This window comes from Haloferula chungangensis, from assembly GCF_042664875.1.
GTDB classification, from domain to species: Bacteria; Verrucomicrobiota; Verrucomicrobiia; order Verrucomicrobiales; family Akkermansiaceae; genus Haloferula; species Haloferula chungangensis.
Genome location: NZ_JBHTBS010000004.1, coordinates 119,399 through 141,835, shown reverse-complemented (window position 1 = coordinate 141,835; position 22,437 = coordinate 119,399). Strand labels below are relative to the sequence as shown.

Sequence of the window (22,437 nt, the reverse complement as noted above, 5' to 3'; positions counted from 1 at the left end):
CCGAGTGCTGTCAAACGACCGATCCTCAAGGTCACGGGGCTGCGAAAAGTGCATCAGACGATGAGCCACGAGCTGACGGTGCTGAAGGATGTGAGCCTGAGTCTGGAGGAAGGCGACACGCTGGCGATCATCGGGCCCTCGGGGAGTGGCAAGACGACTTTGCTCGGGCTCTGCGCGGGGCTGGACGATGCGAGTGCGGGATCGGTGGAGCTGGATGGCCAGGCAATCGAGTCGATGGATCAGGATGCGCGGGCGGCCTTGCGGAACCGGTTGGTCGGCTTCGTCTTTCAGAGCTTCCAGCTGATCCCGACGCTGACGGCGATCGAGAACGTGCTGGTGCCGCTGGAACTGCGCGGCGAGTCGGGACGGGAAAGCGAAAAGGAGGCGGAACGACTGCTGACGGAGGTCGGTCTGGGCGACCGGCTCGATCACTACCCGCTGCAGCTTTCCGGCGGCGAGCAGCAGCGGGTGGCGCTGGCGCGGGCTTTCATTCATCGGCCGAAGATCCTCTTTGCGGATGAGCCGACGGGGAATCTGGATTCGGAAACGAGTGCACCGATCGTCGAGATGCTTTTCCGTCTGAACCGTGAGGCGGGAACGGCGCTGGTGCTGGTGACGCATGATCCGGCACTGGCCGCGAAGGCGAGGAGGGTGGTGACGATGAGTGGGGGGAAGATTGTTTTAGAAGAGGAGAGGGAAACCGCGAATGGACGCGAATGAACGCGAATCTGGAATGGCTCAGGGGAAGAGGAGTTAACCGCTGATGGACGCTGATGGACGCTGATGGATGCAGATTTTGGAAGGGAGATGGTGAACCACGGAATACACAGAATACACGGAAACCAATGCAGTTGAGAAACATGGGCAGCACATTCCGAGGGCAATCAAGCTTAATGGACAATCGGCTGGGGCTGAATTTTTTTGGACCAAGATGGATAGGACGGATAGGATTTTGGAGTCATTATCCTCAGCTTCAGGCTAGAACTGAGCCTCAACCATGATGATGGTCATCAAGATAATTGAATTTCATGGCCTTCATCCTATTTATCCTATCCATCCTGGTCCGATTCCTTCCCTGCCTTTCAATCTGTGGTTCAAATTCTGATTTAGTGGAGCAAAATGACGGGATCTAACAAGAGTGGGCTGCCGGGCAGTTTGTGGGCGGGCTTGATCCATCCCTGGGTGTGGCGGATGGCTTGGCGGGACAGCCGTTCGCAACGCATGCGACTGGTGATCTTTTCGCTGGCGATCGTGGCGGGGATTGCGGCGCTGACGGCGATTCACTCGCTGAAGGCGAGCGTCGAACGGGGGATTGCTTCGGAGGCGAAGGCGCTGCTGGGCTCGGATCTGCGGGTGTCTTCGCGGAAAGAGATCAGCGAGGAGGACGCCGAGCGGCTGGCCGGGATGGCGAGCCGCTCAAGTCGCGAGGTCAGCTTTCCCTCGATGATGCGATTTCTTCCCGACCGCGGTGCGCGCCTGATGCAGGTGCGTGGGATCGAGGGGGACTATCCGTTTTACGGGACCGTGGAGACGCGGCCGGTGGAGGCCTGGGAGAAGCTGAAGAGCGATGGCGGCGTGCTGTTAGAGCCGGCGATCCTCGATCAGTTCGGGGCGAAGGTTGGTGAGGAAGTGGAGCTTGGGGGGATTCGTTTGAGAATCCTCGGGGTGGTCGACAAGCCGGCGCCGCGAGGCAACCGCTTCAGCGGATTCGCGCCGGAGGTCTATGTGAACCTGGCGGACATCGAGCGCACCGGGCTGCTGACCCAGAACAGCATGGCGAGCTATCAGGTGCATCTGGAGATCGCGGGTGGATCCGCCACGAAGGGGCTGAAACGCAAAGTGCGGGATGATTTTCCGGATACTCCGTGGCGGCTGGAAACGCCGGAGGATCGCCGCGAGAATCTCGGCGATGCCCTGGACAACTTTCAGCAGTTCCTCGGGCTGATCGCGCTGGCCTCGCTGGCGCTGGGGGCGATCGGGGTGGCGGGAGCGGTGCATGCGCATGTCACCCGACGCATCCCGACGATTGCGATCCTGCGCTGCCTCGGCTGTCCGGGTCACCTCGCCTTCGGAATCTATTTTGCGCAGGCACTCGCGCTCGGATTGATCGGCGCGCTGCTCGGTGCAGCTCTGGGGGTAGGTCTTCAGATGGGCCTGTTAGAAGCCTTCCGCGATCAGATGCCGGTGACGGTGAGCCCTTCGCCGGAGTGGAAGATCGTGGCGCAGACCACGGCGACAGGTTTCGCGGTGTGCTGTGGATTTGCACTGCTGCCGCTGATGAAGATCCGCGAGATCTCCCCGGCGGTCACCTTGCGCAGCGGGGGACGGCTGAAAGGGGGCCTGCTGAGGTCGCTGCCGATCTATGCGCTGCTGGTCGGTCTGCTGGTGATGGTGGCGCATGCCAATGACCCACGCTGGTCCCGCTCGCTGGCGATGGTCGGCGGCCTGGTGGTCGCCTTCCTGGCCCTGGTCGGGGTGGCGCGCGGGCTGATGACCGCGGCGCGTCGGGTGGTCGGTCGGCGCTGGCCCTACCTGCTGCGGCAAGGCATTTCCAACCTGCACCGGCCGGGCAACCAGACATTACTGTTCCTCCTGTCCCTGGGACTCGGGACCTTTCTGTTAGTGACCATCCTTTCGGCGGGGCGCCTGCTGAATGGTCGGCTCGATCTTCAGCAGTCAGCGGAGAGTCCGAACCTCTACCTGATCGATGTGCAGCCAGATCAGGTGGCGGGCGTCCATGAGGTGTTAGAAAAAGCCGAGCTGCCGGTGCTGGAGAGCACGCCGATGGTCACGATGCGGATCCAATCGATCCGTGGCGTGCCAGTCGGCGAGGCAAAGGGCGTGCCACGCTGGGTGGCGAGGCGGGAGTTCCGCTCGACCTACCGGGACGAGCTGAATTTCACCGAAACACTGGTCGCGGGCGAGCTTGCGACCGAGCCCGCGGATCCCTCGGAAGTGGTGCCGCTATCGCTGGAAGAGGGCATCGCCGAGGACATGAAGGTCACGATCGGCGATGAGATCACCCTGGATGTGCAGGGGGTTGAGATCCGTACGCAGGTGACGAGCATTCGTCAGGTCGATTGGAGTCGCTTCAACCTGAACTTCTTCATGGTTTTCCCGCCTGGAGTGCTCGAGGACGCACCGGGATTTCATGTGGTGACCACGCGGACCCCGACACCTGAGTCATCCGGTGATTTGCAACGGGCGCTGGCGAAGCGCTTCGCGAATGTCACGGCGATCGATCTGACACTGATTCTCGAAACCGTGCGCGATATTCTCGGGAAAATCTCGACAGTGGTGACGGTTCTGGGCGGATTCACGGTGCTGGCGGGGCTGCCGATTCTGATCGGGACGCTGCTGAATGGTCGCGATGTGCGGCTGAAGGAAAGTGTCCTGCTACGGACACTCGGTGCCTCGGCAAAGCAGGTCCGGGCGATCCTGGTGATCGAGTATGCCGCGCTTGGTCTGCTGTCGGCGCTGACCGGCGTGCTGCTGGCCGTGGGCGCCAATGCGGCTCTGGCGGTGTATGTCTTCAAAGCCTCTCCGTGGCCGGATGCAGGCTTGCTGTTAGGCGCTTTCGGAGTGGTGGCCCTCGTATCGGTTCTCGGCGGGCTCGCACTGAGCCGCGGTGTCTGCAATCACCCGCCGCTGGAAATCCTGCGGGGTGGCCATTGAGAGGGGAGCGACGTGGTGCGTCCCATGGCGGATCTTTCCGCTTCCGCAACGCCGCTCCCTGGTTCTCCGAACACTCCCCTAGCGAGGGGGAAGTTCGGGCTCGGGATCAGGCTTGGTCTTCTTTTCTAACAGACCCGAGATTTTCTCCGCAACCTGCTCTGCCAATCGCTGACTTCCTTCCTCGGTGAAATGCACGTTGCCCGGGCCGGAGAAATACTTCCCATCGAAGCTCACCGTCAGGGCATGGAGGTCGTCGGTGGGAATGCCGTGGCGCTTCATCACACGTTCTGCGATGGCATTGTATTTGATATCGTCGCCCACAATGCGGCCGGCTTCCCCTTCGGGAACCAGCGTCGTGCTGGCCCAGATCAGCTCCGCTCCGGTCTTTTTCAAGCGGTTCACCATGGTCTCGAGATTCTTCTCATACTGCTCGGGCGTGGTGCTGAGTGTCCCATTCTTCTTGTCGCGCTTTCCCTGGGTTTTGGATTCCGGATTCCGGTAGCAAAGATCCCAGAGTCCCCAATTGAAATGAATGACATCCCACTTCGTGGAACCCAGCCATCGGTCGATTCCCCTGACCCCCATGGGGGTGTCGCCACAGTTTTCCGGTTTCGTACCCGATGCCTTCATCGGACGGAATACGTTGGCTTTCCCATCCAGCAGTTTTCTAACAGGCCGGGTATAGCCGATCGAAATCGAGTCGCCGAGGATCAGCACATTCGGCAAGGCCGGGTCGACGTGCATCGCCCAGCTTCCCTTCACATCCTTGGCAGGCGTGAAAGGCTTCATGGCACCTTCTTCCGTGGCGGCCTTCAGCGAAGCCATCGACAGCACAAAAAGTGCGATTCCGGAAATGATCGGTTTCATCAGAACTGCTCTTTGATTGTTTCCAAACCAACACCAAGCAGGCTTTGTGAAAGCGGCTCAAGCTGGGATTCCGGACCGTGGAAATGGTAGGTCCGCTGGATGTGCTTCATCGTCTCGCCAGGCCTCAGGGCAGCAGCGGGTGACGAAGTTTCGAGTTCGTAGAAGGGTCCGAGCGGCGGAGCGCCGGGCTCAGGCGAACCGTCGTTATATGCATTGATCACATCTCCGGCATACGGTTCGTCCTGCATTTCCCACATGGAGTTCACATATCCGTTTGGATCCTCCTGCACATTGTAAGTGACGATGGTAAGCACGCGTCCATCGGCATCGTAGCTCCCCGCAATGCCTTTCGAACGTTTCGAATTCACGCCGATTTTGCCGCGCCGGGTGCCATCACCTTTAAGGAAAAGGATGTCGTCCACGACCTTCAGGTAGTCTGCCGGGACCTTGCCGAAGTAAGTGTCGTTCACCTTCGGACCCAGTTCCGCATCATCGCCTGCTTTGAACGGAATGACCACGGTGGTGTTAGGCGATGGATTGTACATGCCGAGCATCCAGATTGAGAGCAGTCCTTTTTCAGCCGTCCATGCCTCGTCGCCGCGGTTGGTGACACGGTTGTCCGTCTCGTAAGCCACCATCTTGATCTCAGCCCCCGGCTCCACACCCAGATTCGCTGCCGCTCCGGCGACGTCCAGCAAGCTCACGGTGCGGTCGATGCCAATCGAGAACTTCGTGCCACTGAAGTTCGTCAAGTCCGCCTCAGCGTGGAACTTTGCCGAGTCGTCCGTCCGCTCGACGAGTTTGAATGGCTCCGTATCGATGATCGGAGGCGTTCTCCAATCGGAGAACTCGAACTTGTCGCCCGGTTTGAAGAATAGGGCAAACTGTCCGCCTTCCGGCCCCAGCCAGAAGCGTTCCTCGCCACCAAAGATGTAGATGTGCTCCTCAAGTTTTCCCTTCTTCTCTTCATCGGAAAGGAAGCCTTTTTCAATCACCGGCCGATTGATCCAGCCAAAGCTCGGACCTGCCTTGCTGTCGAAGGTGCTGGTCATCACGCGGCCTTGATAAGCCGGCACCACGGACACCGCAGAGTCACCTTTCGTCAGCAGCAGCGCATCCGTATGCTTTTCCAAAAATGCCTGATCGGAAGCAAAGCTCCCTTCCGGAGCGGTGGTTTCGGCGTGTCCCGGTGGTGTCGTCATGGTCATCAGAGTAAGAGCGCAAGAGAGGAGTTGAAGTGGCTTTTTCATGGAGGCTTAAAGTTTCGTCGTCTGCTCGGGCAAGGATCGTCCCGTTACACCGGCAGCCTTTGTTTCCTTAACAGGTCGAGAGCGCCCACCGGAAGCCCAGAATATGCCTTGTGGCATAACCTGCGAGAAAGTCGACATCCTTCAACGGCGCGCCTCCTTTCCGTCACCCGCTCATTTTTCAGCAATGAGGGGCAAACGAAGACAAAAGGTGACCTCCCTGGTATCAAGCAGTTCAATATTTCCCCCATGCGCACGAGCGATCTCACGCGACAGCGCCAAACCCAGCCCACTCCCTCCCGAGCGCCGGTCACGCGCGTCGTTGACCCGGAAAAAGCGGTCGAAAATCCGTTCCCTCGCCTCCTTCGGAATCGCCGGACCATCATTCGAAAGCTTCAGAAATACTTCCGACCCCTCCTTCGACAACACCACCCTGATTTCCCCCTCGGGTGATCCGTGACGAATCGCATTCGATACCAGGTTCTGAAGCACCTGTCTCAACAGGATCTCATCTCCCGTCACCTCGACACCCGTCCGCACTTCCGCAGACACCCTGCGACCCTCATCAAGCAGCTTCAGGTCCTCGATCATCTCCTCCACCAGGCCCGTCACATCAATCCGATCCCGCGCAATTTGGATTTCCCCCGCATCAGCCTTCGAAAGCAGCAGAAGCTTTTCGGTGATCGCTCGCAACCCGGCCACATCATCTAACAGCCGAGCCTGTTTCCTCTGCTCCGGCGATCCATCCGCGGCCTGATTCAAGCTCTCCTCCAGCTCACTCTGCATCAGTGCCAGGGGCGTGCGCAGTTCGTGCGATGCATCCGCACTGAATCGTGACGCCTGCTGGAAGCTCTTCTCCAGCCGTTCCATCATGCCGTTGAAAACCTCGACCAAGCGACGGAATTCACGATCCTCGCCCGTGCCATCGATTCGTTCACCAAGATCCTTCGCGCCCATGCCATCCAGCCTTTCGGAGAGACGCCTTACCGGCTTCATCGCACGCCCAGCCAACCACCAGGAGAGCACGGCGGAAACCACCAGCGCGATCGGCACGATCAGGAAAACCCTCCGCCGTTCCTCTGCCAGCTCGCCATCCAAGGACGAGAGATCATAGGCCAGATAGAGCGTCTCCAGATCATTACTTGTTGCTGAAACCCGCCATGATCTGCCATCCGTCCCGGCATCGAGAAAACCCGCCTCGCTAACTTGCAAGGAGTCCGCTGTGTCCCGTGAGCCCTTCTCCAGCTTTGGCTTTTTCGTCTTCATCGGCCCCGGCTCGGGCAGGCGATCCCGAGTCAGTCCGGCAGGCCAGCTCTCCATCTTGTGAAGAGTCTCGCCCCACTCATCCACTACCCAGAATGCAATGGTCTCTCCGTTTCCGCTCAGAGCCAGACCATTTTCAAATCTCTGATAATGATTCCGCCCATTCGCCCGCTGAAGATTGGGCTTGGAGAGATCATGCAACTCCCGGTCGAGCCGCGCCATCCGTCCGCGCTCTGTTAGAGACCATAGCAAACTCACTGGAACGAGCACGAGAAGCGCCGTCACGCCTCCCATCAGGAGCGCCAGCTTCAATCGGAATGACGGAGCCTTGCCCATCGTTCAATCCTTGCGAAACCTGTATCCCACTCCTCTGACAGATTCGATCCAATCACCACTTTCGCCCAGCTTCTTCCTGAGACGTTGCACGCACACATCCACCACATTGGTTCCCGGATCATGGTGGTAGTTCCACACCCGTTCACACAACTGCGTCCGCGCGAAAACCCGGCCCGGCGAGCCCATCAGACAGGCCAGCAGGGCGAACTCACGGGTCGTCAGCTCGATCACCTCCCCATCCACCCTGAGCTCGCGATCCAGCATCGCCAGCTCCAGACATCCCGCACGCAGCACCGGCTCCACCTGCCCCTTGCTCCGCCGTAAAAGCGCGTGCACCCGTGCCACCAACTCATCGAGATGGAAGGGCTTCGCCAAATAATCATCCGCTCCCTGATTCAATCCCTCGACCCGATCCTCCGGAGCCCCACGCGCCGAAAGCATCAGCGCCGGCACGCCATTTCCCGACTCCCGGAGATGCCGGAGCACGCTCAAGCCATCCATTCCCGGCATCATGATATCCAGCACCAGCGCATCGTAGTCCCGGGTCGACGCCAGCATCAACGCGTCGTCCCCTCGATGGCATTCATCCACCACAAAGCCCTGCTCTTCCAGCCCCCGTGCCACGAAAGCCGCCAATCGCGGTTCGTCTTCGGCTACCAGAACTTTCATCCCCCAACTCTACTCATCGCGCCCTCGCGGTCGATCCACAAACAATTACCAAAGTGTAATCAAAGCAAGCGCCACTCTGTCATCTTACAAGGGTTCACTCCGGCATGATCATTCGTCTGCTTCTCGCGCTCACCCTCACCGCCGTCGCCCACGACATCGGAGGCAGCACCCACAGTCATCCCGCTTCGCCGAAAATCAACAAGCCCCGGATTGAAGACACCATCCGCGCCAACGTCTACGCTGACAACTGGTTCGTCCTCTACATCAACGGCCAGCTCGCCACCGCCGACCCCATTCCCTTCATCCCCCACAACGTCGTCTCCGTCGACCTCCTCCCCGAGTACCCCATGACCATCGCCGTCATGGCCCGCGACAACGCCCACCCCGACACCGGCATGGAGTACGACAACTCCAACATAGGCGATGGCGGATTCATCCTGAAGTTCGCCGACGGCACCGTCACTAACAGCTCATGGAAAGCGAAAGACTTCTTTCACGGACCGATCAACGCCGACACCGCCAATCCCAAAGTCCGAGCCGCACCCCTTCCGGAAAACTGGTTCGCCATCGACTTCGACGACTCCTCCTGGCCGCAGGCGAAAGAGTATACCGAACAGCAAATCGACCCGAAAAAGCCCTTCTTCGAGCACGACTTCGGAGGCGCCAAATGGATCTGGAGCGACGACCTGCAGCTCGACAACACCGTCATCTTCCGCACCCGCATCGATGCCCCGCCAAACGGGAAGCCTGCGACCAGCGACTGGCCACGCGGCCACATCATCCCTTCCGCCACCGCCGCTCCCGCCGTCATCGACGCCTCCACGAGCCGCACCCCCATCCCTACCAAAGGCTTCGCCCACCGCCTCGATCCCTCCACCCCCTACCAAGCCAAGGCCTTCGCTCCCTTCGCTGAAAGCCTGCAAATCAAGTGGGACGAGAACTTCGTCTACATCGGCACCAACGCCTTCCCTGACCACCCGATGATGGAAGGCATCACCGCTTGGAATCAACAAGTCCCGCTACCTCAACACTTCTTCGGCGAAAACGCCTGGCGCCTTCCCCTGCATCCCACGCCAGCCAAAAATCCCGTCTCCTCCAGAACCAGTCTCTTCAAAGGAGCCATCGCCGTCGCCATCAACGGCGTGCCGATCTTCAACCCGATCAAACAGGACGGCCGCACCGACACCAATCTCGCCGGCGAGCTCGATGAATTCGGCGGCCACGCCGGCCGCGCCGATGACTACCACTACCACCTCCCGCCGACCTTTCTCAACAAACTCGTCGGCGACAAACAGCCGATCGGCTTCGCCATGGATGGCTATCCGCTCTTCGGTTTCAAGGAAGCCGACGGCAGTACTCCAAACAAACTCGACGAGTTCAACGGCCACGATCATGGCGAGCTCGGCTACCACTATCATTCTAGTAGCAGCTACCCCTATCTCAACGGCGGCCTTCGCGGCGAAGCGGAGATCCGCGACGACCAGGTCGCCAATCAACCCACGACACGCGGTATCCGGCCCTACACCCAGCCACTGCGCGGCGCCACCGTCACCGGCTTCGAACGCATCAGCGATGAGCATTTCAAACTCGACTACCAACTCGATGGCAAAACCCACCGCATCGACTACACCCTCAAGCGTGATGGAGGCGCCGACTTCGAATTCACCTCGCCCGACGGCACCGTCACCGAAGAAAGCCACGAAGCCCGAAAGAACGTTGGCGGAGGCCGAAAGCCTCGACCTGATCGCGAATCCGAGCAAGCCGGTGACCAAGCTCGCACCCCATGGATCCTGGTCCATGCCTCGGAGATCGATGCCAACAAGGACGGCAGCCTGACTCTCACCGAACTTCTCGACGAAGCCCGCAAGGTTTTCGTCGGCTACGACAGCGACAAGAACGGCCAGCTCAGCGAAAGTGAAATGCGCGAGGGCAGACCGACCCAGCGATCCGCCCTCAATGGCTTCGTCAAGGAACACCACCTCGAAATGGATCGCGACCACGACAAGCAGGTCTCTGCCGTCGAGATGGCCGATCAGTTCCGGCGCTTTATCCAGAAACACGACATCAACCAAGACGAGCAACTCACCCCCGATGAACTCAAAGTTGAGGGCGAGATCAATCCACGCTTCCCCGCCACGACCGCTCTACAAACGCCCCGAAAGGACGAAGCCGGCAGCATTTCTCCCGGTACCGAACGCCCCAACATCATCTTCATCCTGATCGACGACATGGGCTGGAACGACGTCGGATTCGCCGGAAACAGAATCACCCAGACTCCCTCCATCGATCAACTCGCCCGCAGCGGTGTCACCTTCACCAACGCCTACTCCAGCGCCCCGAACTGCGCACCGACCCGCGCCTGCTTCATCTCCGGCCAGTACCCGCAGCGACACGGCATCTACACCGTCGTCGATGACCGTCACGCCCCCGGTTCCGCGCACCACAAGATGCTCGCCACCACCAGCAAGGCCGAGCTTTCCACCGAAACCATCACCATCGCCGAGCAGTTCAAGGCCAATGGCTACGCAACTGCCATGTTCGGCATGTGGAACCTTGGTCGCGGATCCAACAACCCCGTCTCCCCTGAAGGCCAGGGCTTCGATCTCTTCGAACAGCCGAAGTCCCTCGGCTTCGAAAAGGACCGCTACTTCAACGACAAGGGCGAGTATCTAACAGACCGATTCACCGACGAAGCCATCGCCTTTATCGAGAGGAAAAGCGGCGACCCCTTCTTCGTCTACCTCGCCTACCACGCCGTTCATGCCCCCTTCGAGCCTAAGCCCGAACTCGTCGAGAAATACAAGAAGCTCAAGGCCCCCGATCCGGAATACGCCGCAACCGTCGAAGCCGTCGACCAGAACCTCGGCCGCCTCACCGCCGCGCTCGAACGCCTCAAGCTCGACGACCACACCATCATCGTCTTCACCTCCGACAACGGCGGCAACCGTCGCAGCACCGCCCCGCTCCGTTCCGGAAAGGGCTCACTCTACGAAGGCGGCATTCGCGTTCCCGCCGCCATCAGCGGCCCCGGCATCGCCAAGGGCATCCGCTGCGAGGCACCGATCCTCAGCATGGACTTCTACCCGACCCTTCTCGACCTCGCCGGCATCAAGCCCGCCACCGATCACCACCTCGACGGCATCAGCTTCGCCTCAACCCTCCACGGCGGATCCGCCCCCACCCGCGACGCCGTCTTCTGGCACTTCCCCAGCTACATTGGTGGCGGGGGCCCCTCCAGCGCCGTCCGCATGGGCGACTTCAAACTCATCCAGCTCTTCGAGGATAGGACCATCGAAGTCTACAACCTTAGAACCGACCCCGGCGAAACCACCAACCTCGCCGAGCGCGACAAGGAAAAGACCCAACAACTCCTCGCCGCCCTCCAAACCTGGCAGCAAGAAACCAAGGCCCCATTGGTGACGGAGGCCAACCCGGCGTACGACCCAACGGTCGTCCCTCCAAAAGGCCGCGATCAACGCGGCAAAGGCAAATCCCGCGAATCAAGAATTCAGAAATGAACACCACGGATTATACGGAATACTCGGATTCTTGATACAGCCACAATGCCTCTGCGAATCACCTAACGGGGTAGTGGTTCGGGTTCTATAACCCATTCAGAATTCGCGTCCATTCGCGGATTCATTTTTCCCCTTTAGCTTCAGAAACGTCGTCACCTCAACCCAACGAATAGACCCAATTTCACACCCTTTTCAGGTTCCGTGTATTTTGTGTATTCCGAGGTTCATCCTCTTGACTTCCAGGCTAACCGCTCCTTCAGAGCTCACTCTGGAAAGGTAGCATCCCTGTTCCACTCATCATTCGTGGTCCCAGCATCGCGCCTAACAGCTGGAATCACCAACTCGCCCGCATCACCGAACTCCCAAAGGACCTCGACGCGGCAGCGTGCTCCCTCCACCCAATGATTCTAACAGCCCAGTGGCCAGTCCCCGCGAAGTGATCGGAATAGATCCGATGACGATATCGGGCTTCCTCAATATCCCACCACCATCAGTCCCGGAACCCGCTCGAAGTGCGATCGATTGTTCGTCACCAATGGCAGACCATTCGCAAGAGCTGCCGCTGCGATCCACAGATCATTCGCCCCGATCAGCTCGCGGCGATCACGCAACTCACGCGTGATGATTGCGTAGCAATTCGCCGTCTGACGATCCATCGGCAGCATCTCGAAACGAGACAACATCGCGTCGCAAGCCGGGTGATCGATGCCGCCGAAGCCTTCCGCAAACTCACCCGCGACCGTCCACGACAGACGCGCATGGGCGTTTGGATTCAGGCGGAGAAACTCATGAGCTTTCCCCGCGCCGAGTTTGAGTTCCCGCTCCACATCGATCAGGAAACAGGTGTCGAAAAGATAGGCGTTCATGACCAGGAATCATCGGGGGCCGCATCCTCCTGCTGGGCTCGTTCAAGCCGCGCAATCACCTCGTCATCCACCGCCTCGATCCCGGGCAGAGCCGCCAGCAAAGCCCCACAAGTCCGCCCCTGCTCCGTCCACTCGGCACGTTTGATCACCTGGGAAAAGGACTCCCTCGGCTCCTTCCGAGCCGCCGTAAGCCGCTTATACGCCTCCAGATCAATCGAAATGGTCTTCGTGGCCATGCATGCACTGTGCATGCATTGACGCGACATGTCAACCCATCGATCTTCGCGGTTTGATTTCCTCGAAGTGTTCAAGTGAACGATTTTCTTGCGTCCAAGAAACAAGTGTTCATAGTAACAGGGAACTGTCCAAAATTACCATGAATACGACCATTCCCGAATCCGCCCCTGCCATCGATCGCCTGCCCGAGCACGCCATCTACAAACCGAACTCCCGCGGCAGCGGAGGAGTCGTTCGTTTCGGGCTGAACCCGGCGAAGGGTGCGGTCTTTGTGGATGCCGCGGCGCAGTCAGGCGAGCGGCAGTTTGATTGGGAAAACAAGATCACGATGAAATGGGGATTCGCCGATCTCGGCGCAGTACTCGCCGTGCTGCAGAATCGCATGCCCGAGGCGAAGCTCTTTCATAAATCCGAGACCGCCAACAGTGCCTGCGAACTGGTCCGGCGCAAAGACCCGGAACGCGCCCCGTACTTGATCTCCATTTCCCGTCAGGAAGCTGCCGACAAATCGCTGCGCAAGGTGACGATCCCGCTTTCCCACGCCGACGTCGCCGTGCTCGAGACCGCCCTGCGGGCAGCAGTCACGCGAATCCTCGGATGGTGACGCGTTCCTACTCAAACACCTTGAGCATCTCGTCGTGGGTCTTCTGGTCCAGCCCGGCATTATCAAGGCCCCGGCGGGCGGCCTCCGGATCATTCGAATACCAGTTCGATAGTGCCGAGCGAATCGTATTTTTCCGGCTGCCCTCATCAGCCATACTCGCCGCCCATTCAATCGCCGCAGCGGGTTCCTCGTTCTGAAGACGTTTCACGATGGGCTGGACCGCGCTGTCACGGATCGGGCCGTCATCGAGAGCGTTGGTCCACTCCGAAGCCGCCACCAGATCCTTCTGCGCCCAGACTTGAACCGTCGAGCTCACCGCTCCCTTCGCCACCGATTCCTGACCGAGGGACAAGGCCCACTGGGCCGCCGCCGCGCCGTCCTCTTTGGCATAGTTCTCGGCAATTCGCTGGGCGCTTCCCTGCAGCTTCCCGGCCATCCCTTCCGGGGCTGATGCCAGTGCGGACTCGAACACCTTTGAGGCCTCCGTGGGCGAATGTTCCGCCTGCTGAGCACTCACCGAGGCCATCGCCTGCACCCGCTGATCGCCGGAAAGCCCCTGCGCCCACTTGAGTGCCGCGTCACTGTCCTTCTCCGCCCAATTTCTGGCCAGCGACGTAATCGCCTGATCCTTCTGCCCACCTTTCAGTTGCTCGAGATAGGCCGCCGCTGTTTCCGGAGAGCTGTTAGAAAGATTGTTGACGATGCTGCTGATCGCCGAATTCTTCGCCGCGGCATTCGGCAGCTCATTGGCGAGTTCAAAGGCGCGATCCGGATCGATCCGGCTGAGCTCCCCAAGAAACTGCTGTCCGTCATTCCCCGCACGATCCTTCTCACTCATCTCCAGATAGACCTGAGTGCCGCGCTCCACATCCCGGCGCACCATTTCCGACGCCATTCCCGCAAGGAAGGGTCCACGATCCGCCTCGGGAAGTTGTCGAATGAGCGCTTCCTGTTCGTCAAAAGGCTGCTGCCTTACACTATACCTCATCTGACGGATGGCGTCGTTCTTCGCTGATCCATCTTCCATCACCGCAATCACGGCCACGGCGCCCTTCGGATTCTGCCAATTGATATGATCGACGATCTCTTCACAGATCTTGTCACGCAGCCTCGAGTTATCGATGCCCGCCAGACTTGCCAATGCCGCCTCGGGTTCACGGTCCATCCACGTCGAGTAGACTGCCTGCATGCCCTTGGCCTGGTCCTTTGCGCCCAGTGATTGGGCCATCGCGATCGCGGCAGCCGGATCCTTTTTCGCCAGTTGTCCCGCTGCCGCTTCGATCGCCGCCATCTTGAGCACTTCGGATTCGGTCGAATCGATGTAGGCTTTCACCGCCTCGATGTCCTGAGCCGCCCATGATTGGAAAATATTCCGAGCCGCCCACGATGATCTCTCCACGGCGTCGCCCATTTTCTCCAGTTCGGGGATCACCTGATCGATCTTCTGAGAAGCAATGCTCGAAAGAAAATTCATCCGGGTATTTTCCGAAACATCGGGATTCGATTGGTAGAATTCAAAGGCCACATCCGGATCGGATTGGGCGAGCGACCACATCAGGCTCTGCTCGACTCGAGAACGGGAGATATCACCCGGAATGTTTGAAAGATATGCAAGCGCTTCGTGGGGCTTCGACTCGGCAAGTGCCGAGAGAGCCGTGCTGTAAAGGTTCTGACGAATGTTCATCGAGGCCATGGAGTCAATCCACCCCAGCGCCGACTCCGCGTTGAGTTCCATCCAGACACCGATCAGCTGAGTCTGCAGGTTGTAAGTATTTCGATCCGATCTTCCCGAATCGATTTTCTCGCGCAGCTCGTTCATGACGCCGTAAATCTGCTCCGCGTTCAGCTTGTAGATCGCAAGTGTTAGACGCGCCTTCGACGCCCGGTCGCGCGCCTGCCCCATCAGGCTCTCAAGCTCGGCCAAAGATGGTGCTTCGGAAAAATCCAGCGAACGCGAGCCGCCTTTGTCCCTCATCAAACGCTCCAGTCCGCCAGCCGAGACGCGATCCCGAATTGATCCGGCCTTCTCAGAGCGAATCAGCCACGCGAGCCCAAAACCAACCAGCAAACCGAGTATAAGAGCAGCCCATGGTCTTTTCATCCTGCTGGTATAGACGAATCCGACCCTCTCGGATACTCAAGATTTCATGGATCAAAGCGCACACAAATTGCCTTCAGATACTCCGCCTCAGGAAAAGATGCCTGGTGGTCGGAGGCGTGACCAGTGGTCCAGAGCTCCTGACGGCGGCGGCCCGACTGCTCGGCGAGCTCACGGATCATGCCGAGGAACTCCGCGGCGGGGACGTGGGCGGAACATGAAGCGGCCACCAGGATGCCTCCGGGGCGAAGCATCGAAATCGCGCGCGCGTTGAGGTGACGGTAAGCGCGTCTAGTCAGGGGGCAGTAGCATTAGCCTTTGTGCTCGGTGGGTTTGCCTTTGGTCTGGGCTCCATAAGTTCTGAGCTGAGCGCCATCATGATTGCCTCGGTCGCGCTTTCGATGGCACTTTCGCCGCCGCTGCTGATCTTCATGCAGAAAGGGATTCTCCCCTACTTCGGTACCCGCCGGGTGGCTGAGCCCGAGCGTGAGTCCGATGTGCAGAATGATCATCCTGAAATCATCCTTGCCGGGTTTGGTCGATTTGGTCACCCGATCGTCCGCCTGTTGCGTACCGTCGGTCGCTGTCCAACAGTACTTGAAATGGACAGCGATCACCTTGACTTCCTGCGTCGCATGGGTGCCACCTGCTAAAATCGGGAACTCTGGCGCAGGGAGATCGAAGTCCGAGATCTCGCCTCGTAAGGATGTCTAAATGATCGTATCTAAGATTTCATATCTGGTCTTTAACTACGTCAATAGGCTCATCAGCATCGTTACAAACTTGGCCGTGTCTGGGGTTTTGGAGATATCGAAGCAGCTCATTGCAGTTCAGGAAACTCCTCATTTTTCAATCATCCGCCGTCCCTAGTCGACCCATCCTCCCGGCTCTTGGCGGAAGGCGTGATAGCGCCCGAGCGATGGATCCCACAGGTAGAGATTCCACAGATGGGAGCGAAACTTCAGTTCGCAGTTTTGACGAATGAACAGCTCCTCACGAGCACCCGGATACTCCCACCGCAGGTTCTTACCCCGTGAGCGAAACTTCTCTCGGTTGAGTAGGATCCAGATGCGCTCTCCGCGACCGAAGACCTCCTGCAGACGGCCGATATGGTTGACCACTTCGGCATCCCCATTTCGATCGCGCAACACGCCATGGGGATCGCGGTAGGTGAAGTCATGTAGCAAAGGCACCACCAGATCATAATCCGCATGGCCCACCTCCATCTTCGCCGCGTGCGGATGGGGTTCGGTGATCATTACCTTGTCACCGGCGCGTTCCATCGCCGCTACATATCTCAGGGGGGTCACCGGATCACCGAGAATTTTTTCCGAATAGGATCCCGGAATCCGCCAAGGACTCCAGGAAATCAGGACCACCAGAAAGCAAAGCCCGCCAATCGCCCGCCGCACCCCTTCCGGGCGATCCAAGAGCATCCTTTGCGAAAGCCACTCTGCCGTCACCGCCATGCCGTGCACCCCGAGCAAAACCCACAGTGCAATCAGCGTGTACTGATAGCGGAAGCTCACCGAAGTGATGAGCAGATTGCAGGCAATGATCCCTCCAATCGTGAAGACCTGAAGCGCCAGCACGCTACGATCCTTAGAGCGAATCGCGGCAAACAGTGAGATAAGTACGAACAGGCTCAACACCACATGGAGGCGCGAGTAGCCTATCGCCATCGATGCCATGTTTCCCAGCTCCCAGAAGGTCGGCGCAATCGTCGCTTCCACATTCGGCGACACGCCTACGCTGCGCGTCATGCATTTCACTTGGAAGGCAATGATATCGATGAAAACCGCCAAACCCGCGACGGCACTGGCAACCACCAGTTTGAAATCGCTGCGCCACGGAGCCCTTCGCCCAAAGAGCACAAAGACCACCAGGATTACTGGAGCCATCGTCACCGTGATCTCCTGACTCAGGATCGCGGCGGTGAATGCCGCCAGGGATCCGATCCTCCAGGTATCGTTTCCCTTCTCTTCGATAAAGCCCCGGATAAACGCCCAGATGCCTAACAGAAGGAACAGCTGCTGTTGCTGATAGAAGCGAGCGATGTGCGAGGAGAAGATGAGAAAGGGATGGATCGCGAACAAGACGAGCGTCCCGATTGCAATCCGCGGGTCCTTGAAGATGGATCGCGCCATGGCCCACAGCACCCAGCCCGTCACGACCCCCGCGAGCACTGAAAATCCGCGCAGGACCCACAAGTGTGGACCGAAAATCCACGCCAGCAAGCCAGCCGCGTAGTGATAAAGCGGACTTCGGGTATACCAGATGCCCTCGCCAATCTCCGGAACCCCTTTTTCGGCGATTGCAACCGCTGCCTGAATCGACGCGAATTCGTCATCGTCAATCGGCTGAAAATCCATTTTCCATCCACGAAGCAGCGCCACCACAACCAGTAGTCCCAGCATCAGGGGTTTCTCCCAACGCTCAATCAAGCTGCCACCGGAATTCCTTCCGGACAGCGCCCACCTCGTCAGCAAGGCTCCGATCAGAGCCGTCGCCAGCGCCACCAGTGGCCAACTCGAAGTGTAAAAGAAGAGCAACTCCGAGCGTTCGAGCATGGCTGCTTTCGCCGCATGAAAGCCAAGGATCGTCATGGTGAAGATCAGTGTCGCAGGCATCCATCCACCCACCGCCATCCATTTCACGAAATACGATGAGCTTCGTACTTTCATCATTACCCCCGTGCCGATGAACACCAGAGCCATGAGCAGCGGCGCGAAAAGGCGACGATTCGTCGGTCTTCCCGCATGGCCCAAGAAGCGCATGGCCGGTGCTGCGGTGCTCAACTCGCGCACCGTGCTCCCAGCATCAAGGATTCCGCGGCTTTCACCCGGCTCAGTCCGTTGCCATGATTCGCCTTCGGTAAAGTTCCGCCACTCGCCATTTGTTTTCGCCCAGCCATCGACAGCCAGCTTTGCCGAACGCGTCTTCCCGTAGCGCTCACCAACCGCCCCGATCATCCGCACTCGCAGTTCGTTCTGACCACGCTTGAGCAGACGTCCCACGCCAAAGGCCGAGAACTCCTCCACCGACCGATCACGCGCCACACTCATCGGAGTACCTCGAATCGGTTCCTCGAGGTAGCCGTTAGGGTCCGACTCCCGACCTTTCTCTTCCTTTTCTCCGTACTGATCGTAGAGCAGCTGACCTTGCCGATTCGCCGTGGGTCGCTCGCCTGTTCGGTTCGCCTCGTTTTCCTCGCTTTGCAGGTCATTGGCCGTGGGATCGCCATGGCGAGGATCCGTGAACCGTTCGCCTCCCCATCCTCGAGCCAAGTCATCCGGATCCATCAAGGTTGGCGTGACTGCCAGCGGTCGCCTTCCTTCCCAGGTCACCTGCCACCCTCCGTCCGCTAATCCCAAGCTCGCCTTTGAGTCCGGCTGGATCGGTCGGTCATTCAACCAAGCCCGGTAGGGACCATTTGCAAGAACACGTAGAAAGGCCTCACCTTCACCTTCAGCGCGATCAAAGTTCAGCACCCAATCCTGGCTTCCCGTCCGGCCCGGAGGCGTCGCCAAAAAGGGGGCTTGGAACCCCTTAACGAAGGCTGCGTCGGGAACTTGCCGGTACATCACCCGACTATCGGCTGGCAGTTCAATCGCTTGCCGCCATGCCCTGAGCCGAATCTCCGGGCGTGTCCATTCAAACTGCGTCACTCCCACTGGCACTGGCTCGGCCAGCCAGTTCCGGTCCGATTTCAGCACCACCTTCGAGCCATCCGCCAGTTCGACTTCACCCCAGAGGATTAATGCCGCCCCGGGCTGCCGGGCCTCAAGTTCCAGGGAAATCGAGTTCCAGCCGCGTCGCAACTTCGGACGGATATCAAACCACACCGGCAGCTTTTCATTGGCATGCAGCTCCCATTGGTATTCCCGTGGAAAGTTAAGTGCCATCGCCGATTCCCCGCCGTAGAGCCTTTGCCCCGACTCCGAGAGCCCGTTTTGAAATGGCCGAGTTGAACGCCAGAGCGAAAACATTCCAACCGAGTTGGCATTGCAGATCAGCTCAAACCCTCCTTCGGCCGCCACCGCCACCCAGCCGCCGACGACCTCCTGCTTCAGTTCAAAGTCGTAGCGAAAGCACGCCGTTGTCTGATTGCCGTCATCACATGCGATCCAGTGCGCATTCCGGGGCGCCTTGACCACCTCTACCACCGGATGCGAGGGCCGCAGCCATTCGACCAGCAGCAGACCGACGAGTCCGATGCACAGTGCGAGAAGAAATCGGCGGCCGCGAAACGTGTTCATAGCTTCCTCGACTTTTCGCGGGCATGCGCCGCTTCCGCCACCCTTCCTTCCGCCATTTCGCCCTGTGCGAGAATCAGCCATGAAGCCGATAGCACACCTTTCTTCTCCTTCCGTTGAAACGGTTTGTAGAGGCATTCGATCTCTTCCCGGCAACGCCGATTCACTTCCACCTCAGATCCGTAAAGTGAGAGCAGTTGCAGATAGAAGCGCGCCTGAATCGCAGTTGGCTCCCGCTGACAAAGCATCTCGAACCGACGTCGCGCATCCTCGATCCGCCCACTGTTTGCATCGTCCACCGCGATTCTCAGGAGCATTCGAGATACTTCCCGGCCGACACTTCGGTCGTCCGTCTCACGGTCCAGCAAACCCTCCAGTTCAACCACGGCGCGAAGATCATAGGCATCCTCCTGCAGGGATTGCGCCAGCTTCAGCCTGGCGCGCATCGAATCTCCATCGCCACAGCCCATGTCGAAACTTCCCAGCTGATAGATCACGCCGGTATCAAAGCGGAGCGCCGGCATGAACGCGCAGGCCTGCTCCAGAGCCAGACGTCCTTCATCGGGACGATCATCCAGCGCAGCCGCCTTCGCTTTCTTCAAATAGTACGAGGCTCCTAGTATTGGCAGAAGTCCTGCGGCCATCCAGATCAGCAAGCCGATTGCCAGCGCCCCTCCAGCAACCCTGAAGTCGCGGCTACGCCCCCCCTGTTCGTCATCTTTACGCCGCCATCCAAGCCATCCGATCAGAAGCATCACCACACCCAGCACCGACACGACCCAGCCCTTTGCCACGAACTGCGTGAAGGCCGGATTGTAACCCAGCCACCAGACCAGATCAGGAAGCTCAGCTACGCCCAGCGACCACGGTGCCACCGTCGGCGGGCGGAAGGCAGCCAGCCTCAAGGGAGGGTCCTCGAGGTCCACAACCGGCATCGTCTGCTGATAGCGCAGCCCCTGCGCCAGGAAGACATCGCCGCCCAGCCAGGTCATTGAGTCATGCTGTTGCTGCAGCCACGCCAGATCACCGCTGGTCGTTTCATCCTGGATAATGACTGCTTGAGGATAGGCAAACAGAAGCGGCAACAGTAGCACCACAATCCGGAGGCACCACCACGTGCCCTGCTCGCGATCCTTCATCAGCCACTTGCAGCCTGCAGCAAGCGAGAGACCGGACAATAGAAAGCCTTTCCACCAAAAAGTCGCCGCGACATCCCGGCTGACGAGCTTGCCATCATCCACCCCGAGCGGCACCACCATCCATGGCTTGAGCAGACCAAGCAGGAGCATCCCGCCAGCGGCGAGGATCAAGCCGAAAGCAGCAATCTTCGGCAGCGACCAATCCGGCAGCTTCGCTGGCAATGCGATTTTCATTCCCAGCCTTTTTCGGAGACCACCTCGATGCCATCGTCGTCCCGCAAGCCCCAGTGACCCTCCGCAATGACCCACTCACCGGAGCTCAGCCCGCTCAAGATCTCCGCGGCTACTCCATCGACATGGCCGACCGTCACCTCCCGCAGCTCACGGCCTCCATCGTTCTTGACGACCTGCACCAAGGCCTTTCCTGCGGAAACGGAGACCAATGATTCGCGCGGCACCGCCAATGACCGGCGCTTCGATTCGAGTCTCACAAAACCTGTCATTCCCGGGGCGAATTTGACCTCTTCGTCCGTGCTCAAAAACTTCAGTCGTACCATAAAGGTTGCTGCCCATTCGGGAGCACCGGTGCCGCGTGGACGCAGCGGCCGATTGATCTCCGGACCGCTCTCATTGAAGCTCACCACCGGCACAATCCGCTCCACCTCCACCGCCAGCTCTCGGCCTGGATAGCTTTCCAGGTAAGCAACTCCTTGAATTCCGACCTCGATCCAATTGAAGTCGGACTGGTCGAAGTAACCTTCAAACCACAAACCGGCTGCAATCACGAAGCCCGGTTTCCCACTGTCCTGATTGTACTCACCCTCACGCATCAGCACCCGCTCGACCACCCCCGATACCGGCGCGAAAACCTCGTGTTCCCTCAGTTCCTGCTCGCGGTGCTTTACCGCTTCCTTTGCATCGTCCACAGCATTCGCCGCAATCAAGCGGCTCTGCTCCACACCTTTCTCGGACATGGTTAGAAAGAGCTCCGCCAGTTCCTTCTCTTGCAGTGCGTTCGTGAATTCGCCTTCGACTTCAAGAAGCGCTGTCCGCGAGATCAGTCCTTTCTTTTCGGCATTGCGGAAACGCTCGATTTTCTCGGTCATCTGATCGGCGCGGGCCATCGCCGCCTCCACATTGATTTTCTCCCGGTCAGGACGTTCCTGCGCAAGGACGTAGGCCGAGCCCACTTGGACCCGCTTCAACTCGGCCTCTGCGGTGGACAGAGCCAGCTTCGCCGACTCGAGTTTGATCTCCGCCTTTACCTTGTCCAATGTCAGAAGCAGATCACCTTTTTCCACTGACTGACCCTCGGTCACCTTTACCGAGGTAATCTTCGACATAGGAATCACCGGCACCAGGTAAGGTTCCGCCGAGCAGGTTCCCTCCGCCAGCAATGGACGCACGAACTCGCGCTCACGCACATCTGCCGTGACCACGGGGAAGCTCTTTCCCAATTTTCGGATTAACGAAGCATACCCGAGGCTCGAATCATACATCTTCGATCCCGGGCTCTTGTAGGCCGGCCAGAGGACGGTCACCGCCAGCAGTCCACCTGCGGCGATGAGGATCAATGCAACACCGAGAAGGACCCTGTTCTCACGCGCCAGGCTTAGCGCCAGACGGCGGGCTTGGGAGATTACTCCTTTCATTCTCAAACAA

At 59.1% G+C, this 22,437-nt stretch carries 16 protein-coding genes; 5 read left to right on the top strand and 11 right to left on the bottom strand.

The annotated features are described in order from the left end of the window. Positions 1-60 precede the first annotated feature (60 nt). Entirely contained in the window at positions 61-720 is a 660-nt protein-coding gene (locus tag ACFQY0_RS09715; RefSeq protein ID WP_379711723.1) for an ABC transporter ATP-binding protein, read from the top strand. Between the two features lie 399 nt (positions 721-1,119). Further along, on the top strand, positions 1,120-3,675 hold the full coding sequence (locus ACFQY0_RS09710) for an ABC transporter permease (RefSeq protein WP_379711721.1): 2,556 nt from the start codon (positions 1,120-1,122) through the stop codon (positions 3,673-3,675). 78 nt (positions 3,676-3,753) lie between these two features. Here the strand turns inward: ACFQY0_RS09710 and ACFQY0_RS09705 are convergent, their stop codons facing one another. The 4 genes from ACFQY0_RS09705 to ACFQY0_RS09690 all read right to left on the bottom strand — a co-directional run bounded on the left by ACFQY0_RS09705 (position 3,754) and on the right by ACFQY0_RS09690 (position 8,057). Beyond that, positions 3,754-4,542, bottom strand: a complete 789-nt coding sequence (locus tag ACFQY0_RS09705) for an SGNH/GDSL hydrolase family protein (RefSeq protein ID WP_379711719.1) — start codon at positions 4,540-4,542, stop codon at positions 3,754-3,756. Then, positions 4,542-5,750, bottom strand: a complete 1,209-nt coding sequence (locus ACFQY0_RS09700) for a DUF6786 family protein (protein WP_379712276.1) — start codon at positions 5,748-5,750, stop codon at positions 4,542-4,544. The genes ACFQY0_RS09705 and ACFQY0_RS09700 overlap by 1 nt, the downstream gene beginning before the upstream one ends. Positions 5,751-5,963: 213 nt before the next feature. Continuing rightward, positions 5,964-7,388 (bottom strand): sensor histidine kinase, encoded by a 1,425-nt coding sequence (locus ACFQY0_RS09695; protein ID WP_379711717.1) that lies wholly within the window; start codon positions 7,386-7,388, stop codon positions 5,964-5,966. A gap of 3 nt (positions 7,389-7,391) precedes the next feature. Next, entirely contained in the window at positions 7,392-8,057 is a 666-nt protein-coding gene (locus ACFQY0_RS09690) for a response regulator transcription factor (RefSeq protein WP_379711715.1), read from the bottom strand. A 104-nt stretch (positions 8,058-8,161) separates the two neighbouring features. Here ACFQY0_RS09690 and ACFQY0_RS09685 point away from each other — a divergent pair, with 104 nt between their 5' ends. Next, the gene (locus tag ACFQY0_RS09685) at positions 8,162-11,575 is read left to right on the top strand and encodes a sulfatase-like hydrolase/transferase (RefSeq protein WP_379711713.1); all 3,414 of its coding nucleotides are present in this window, start codon (positions 8,162-8,164) and stop codon (positions 11,573-11,575) included. 473 nt (positions 11,576-12,048) lie between these two features. Here the strand turns inward: ACFQY0_RS09685 and ACFQY0_RS09680 are convergent, their stop codons facing one another. Further along, the gene (locus tag ACFQY0_RS09680) at positions 12,049-12,441 is read right to left on the bottom strand and encodes a type II toxin-antitoxin system VapC family toxin (protein ID WP_379711711.1); all 393 of its coding nucleotides are present in this window, start codon (positions 12,439-12,441) and stop codon (positions 12,049-12,051) included. After that, positions 12,438-12,677, bottom strand: a complete 240-nt coding sequence (locus ACFQY0_RS09675; protein WP_379711709.1) for an antitoxin VapB family protein — start codon at positions 12,675-12,677, stop codon at positions 12,438-12,440. Before ACFQY0_RS09675 ends, ACFQY0_RS09680 begins: the two co-directional genes overlap by 4 nt. Positions 12,678-12,817: 140 nt before the next feature. Here ACFQY0_RS09675 and ACFQY0_RS09670 point away from each other — a divergent pair, with 140 nt between their 5' ends. After that, on the top strand, positions 12,818-13,282 hold the full coding sequence (locus tag ACFQY0_RS09670; RefSeq protein WP_379711707.1) for a hypothetical protein: 465 nt from the start codon (positions 12,818-12,820) through the stop codon (positions 13,280-13,282). Between the two features lie 7 nt (positions 13,283-13,289). Here ACFQY0_RS09670 and ACFQY0_RS09665 read toward each other — a convergent pair whose 3' ends face one another. Both ACFQY0_RS09665 and ACFQY0_RS09660 read right to left on the bottom strand, forming a co-directional pair. Then, positions 13,290-15,383 carry a hypothetical protein gene (locus tag ACFQY0_RS09665; RefSeq protein WP_379711705.1) on the bottom strand — a complete coding sequence of 698 codons (2,094 nt, stop codon included), beginning with the start codon at positions 15,381-15,383 and terminating at the stop codon, positions 13,290-13,292. Positions 15,384-15,427: 44 nt separating this feature from the next. Further along, on the bottom strand, positions 15,428-15,634 hold the full coding sequence (locus ACFQY0_RS09660) for a hypothetical protein (RefSeq protein ID WP_379711703.1): 207 nt from the start codon (positions 15,632-15,634) through the stop codon (positions 15,428-15,430). A gap of 123 nt (positions 15,635-15,757) precedes the next feature. On the opposite strand from ACFQY0_RS09660, the gene ACFQY0_RS09655 reads away from it, so the two are divergent. Beyond that, on the top strand, positions 15,758-16,033 hold the full coding sequence (locus ACFQY0_RS09655; protein WP_379711702.1) for a hypothetical protein: 276 nt from the start codon (positions 15,758-15,760) through the stop codon (positions 16,031-16,033). A 213-nt stretch (positions 16,034-16,246) separates the two neighbouring features. On the opposite strand, the gene ACFQY0_RS09650 is transcribed toward ACFQY0_RS09655, so the two are convergent. Genes ACFQY0_RS09650 through ACFQY0_RS09640 form a run of 3 tightly spaced genes read right to left on the bottom strand, consistent with a single transcriptional unit; the run spans position 16,247 to position 22,427 of the window. Then, on the bottom strand, positions 16,247-19,639 hold the full coding sequence (locus ACFQY0_RS09650) for an ArnT family glycosyltransferase (protein ID WP_379711700.1): 3,393 nt from the start codon (positions 19,637-19,639) through the stop codon (positions 16,247-16,249). Beyond that, positions 19,636-21,009, bottom strand: a complete 1,374-nt coding sequence (locus ACFQY0_RS09645; RefSeq protein WP_379711699.1) for a hypothetical protein — start codon at positions 21,007-21,009, stop codon at positions 19,636-19,638. Before ACFQY0_RS09645 ends, ACFQY0_RS09650 begins: the two co-directional genes overlap by 4 nt. After that, positions 21,006-22,427: a permuted SH3 domain-containing protein gene (locus tag ACFQY0_RS09640; protein ID WP_379711697.1), complete on the bottom strand. Its 1,422-nt coding sequence runs from the start codon at positions 22,425-22,427 to the stop codon at positions 21,006-21,008. Before ACFQY0_RS09640 ends, ACFQY0_RS09645 begins: the two co-directional genes overlap by 4 nt. Positions 22,428-22,437: the final 10 nt, after the last annotated feature.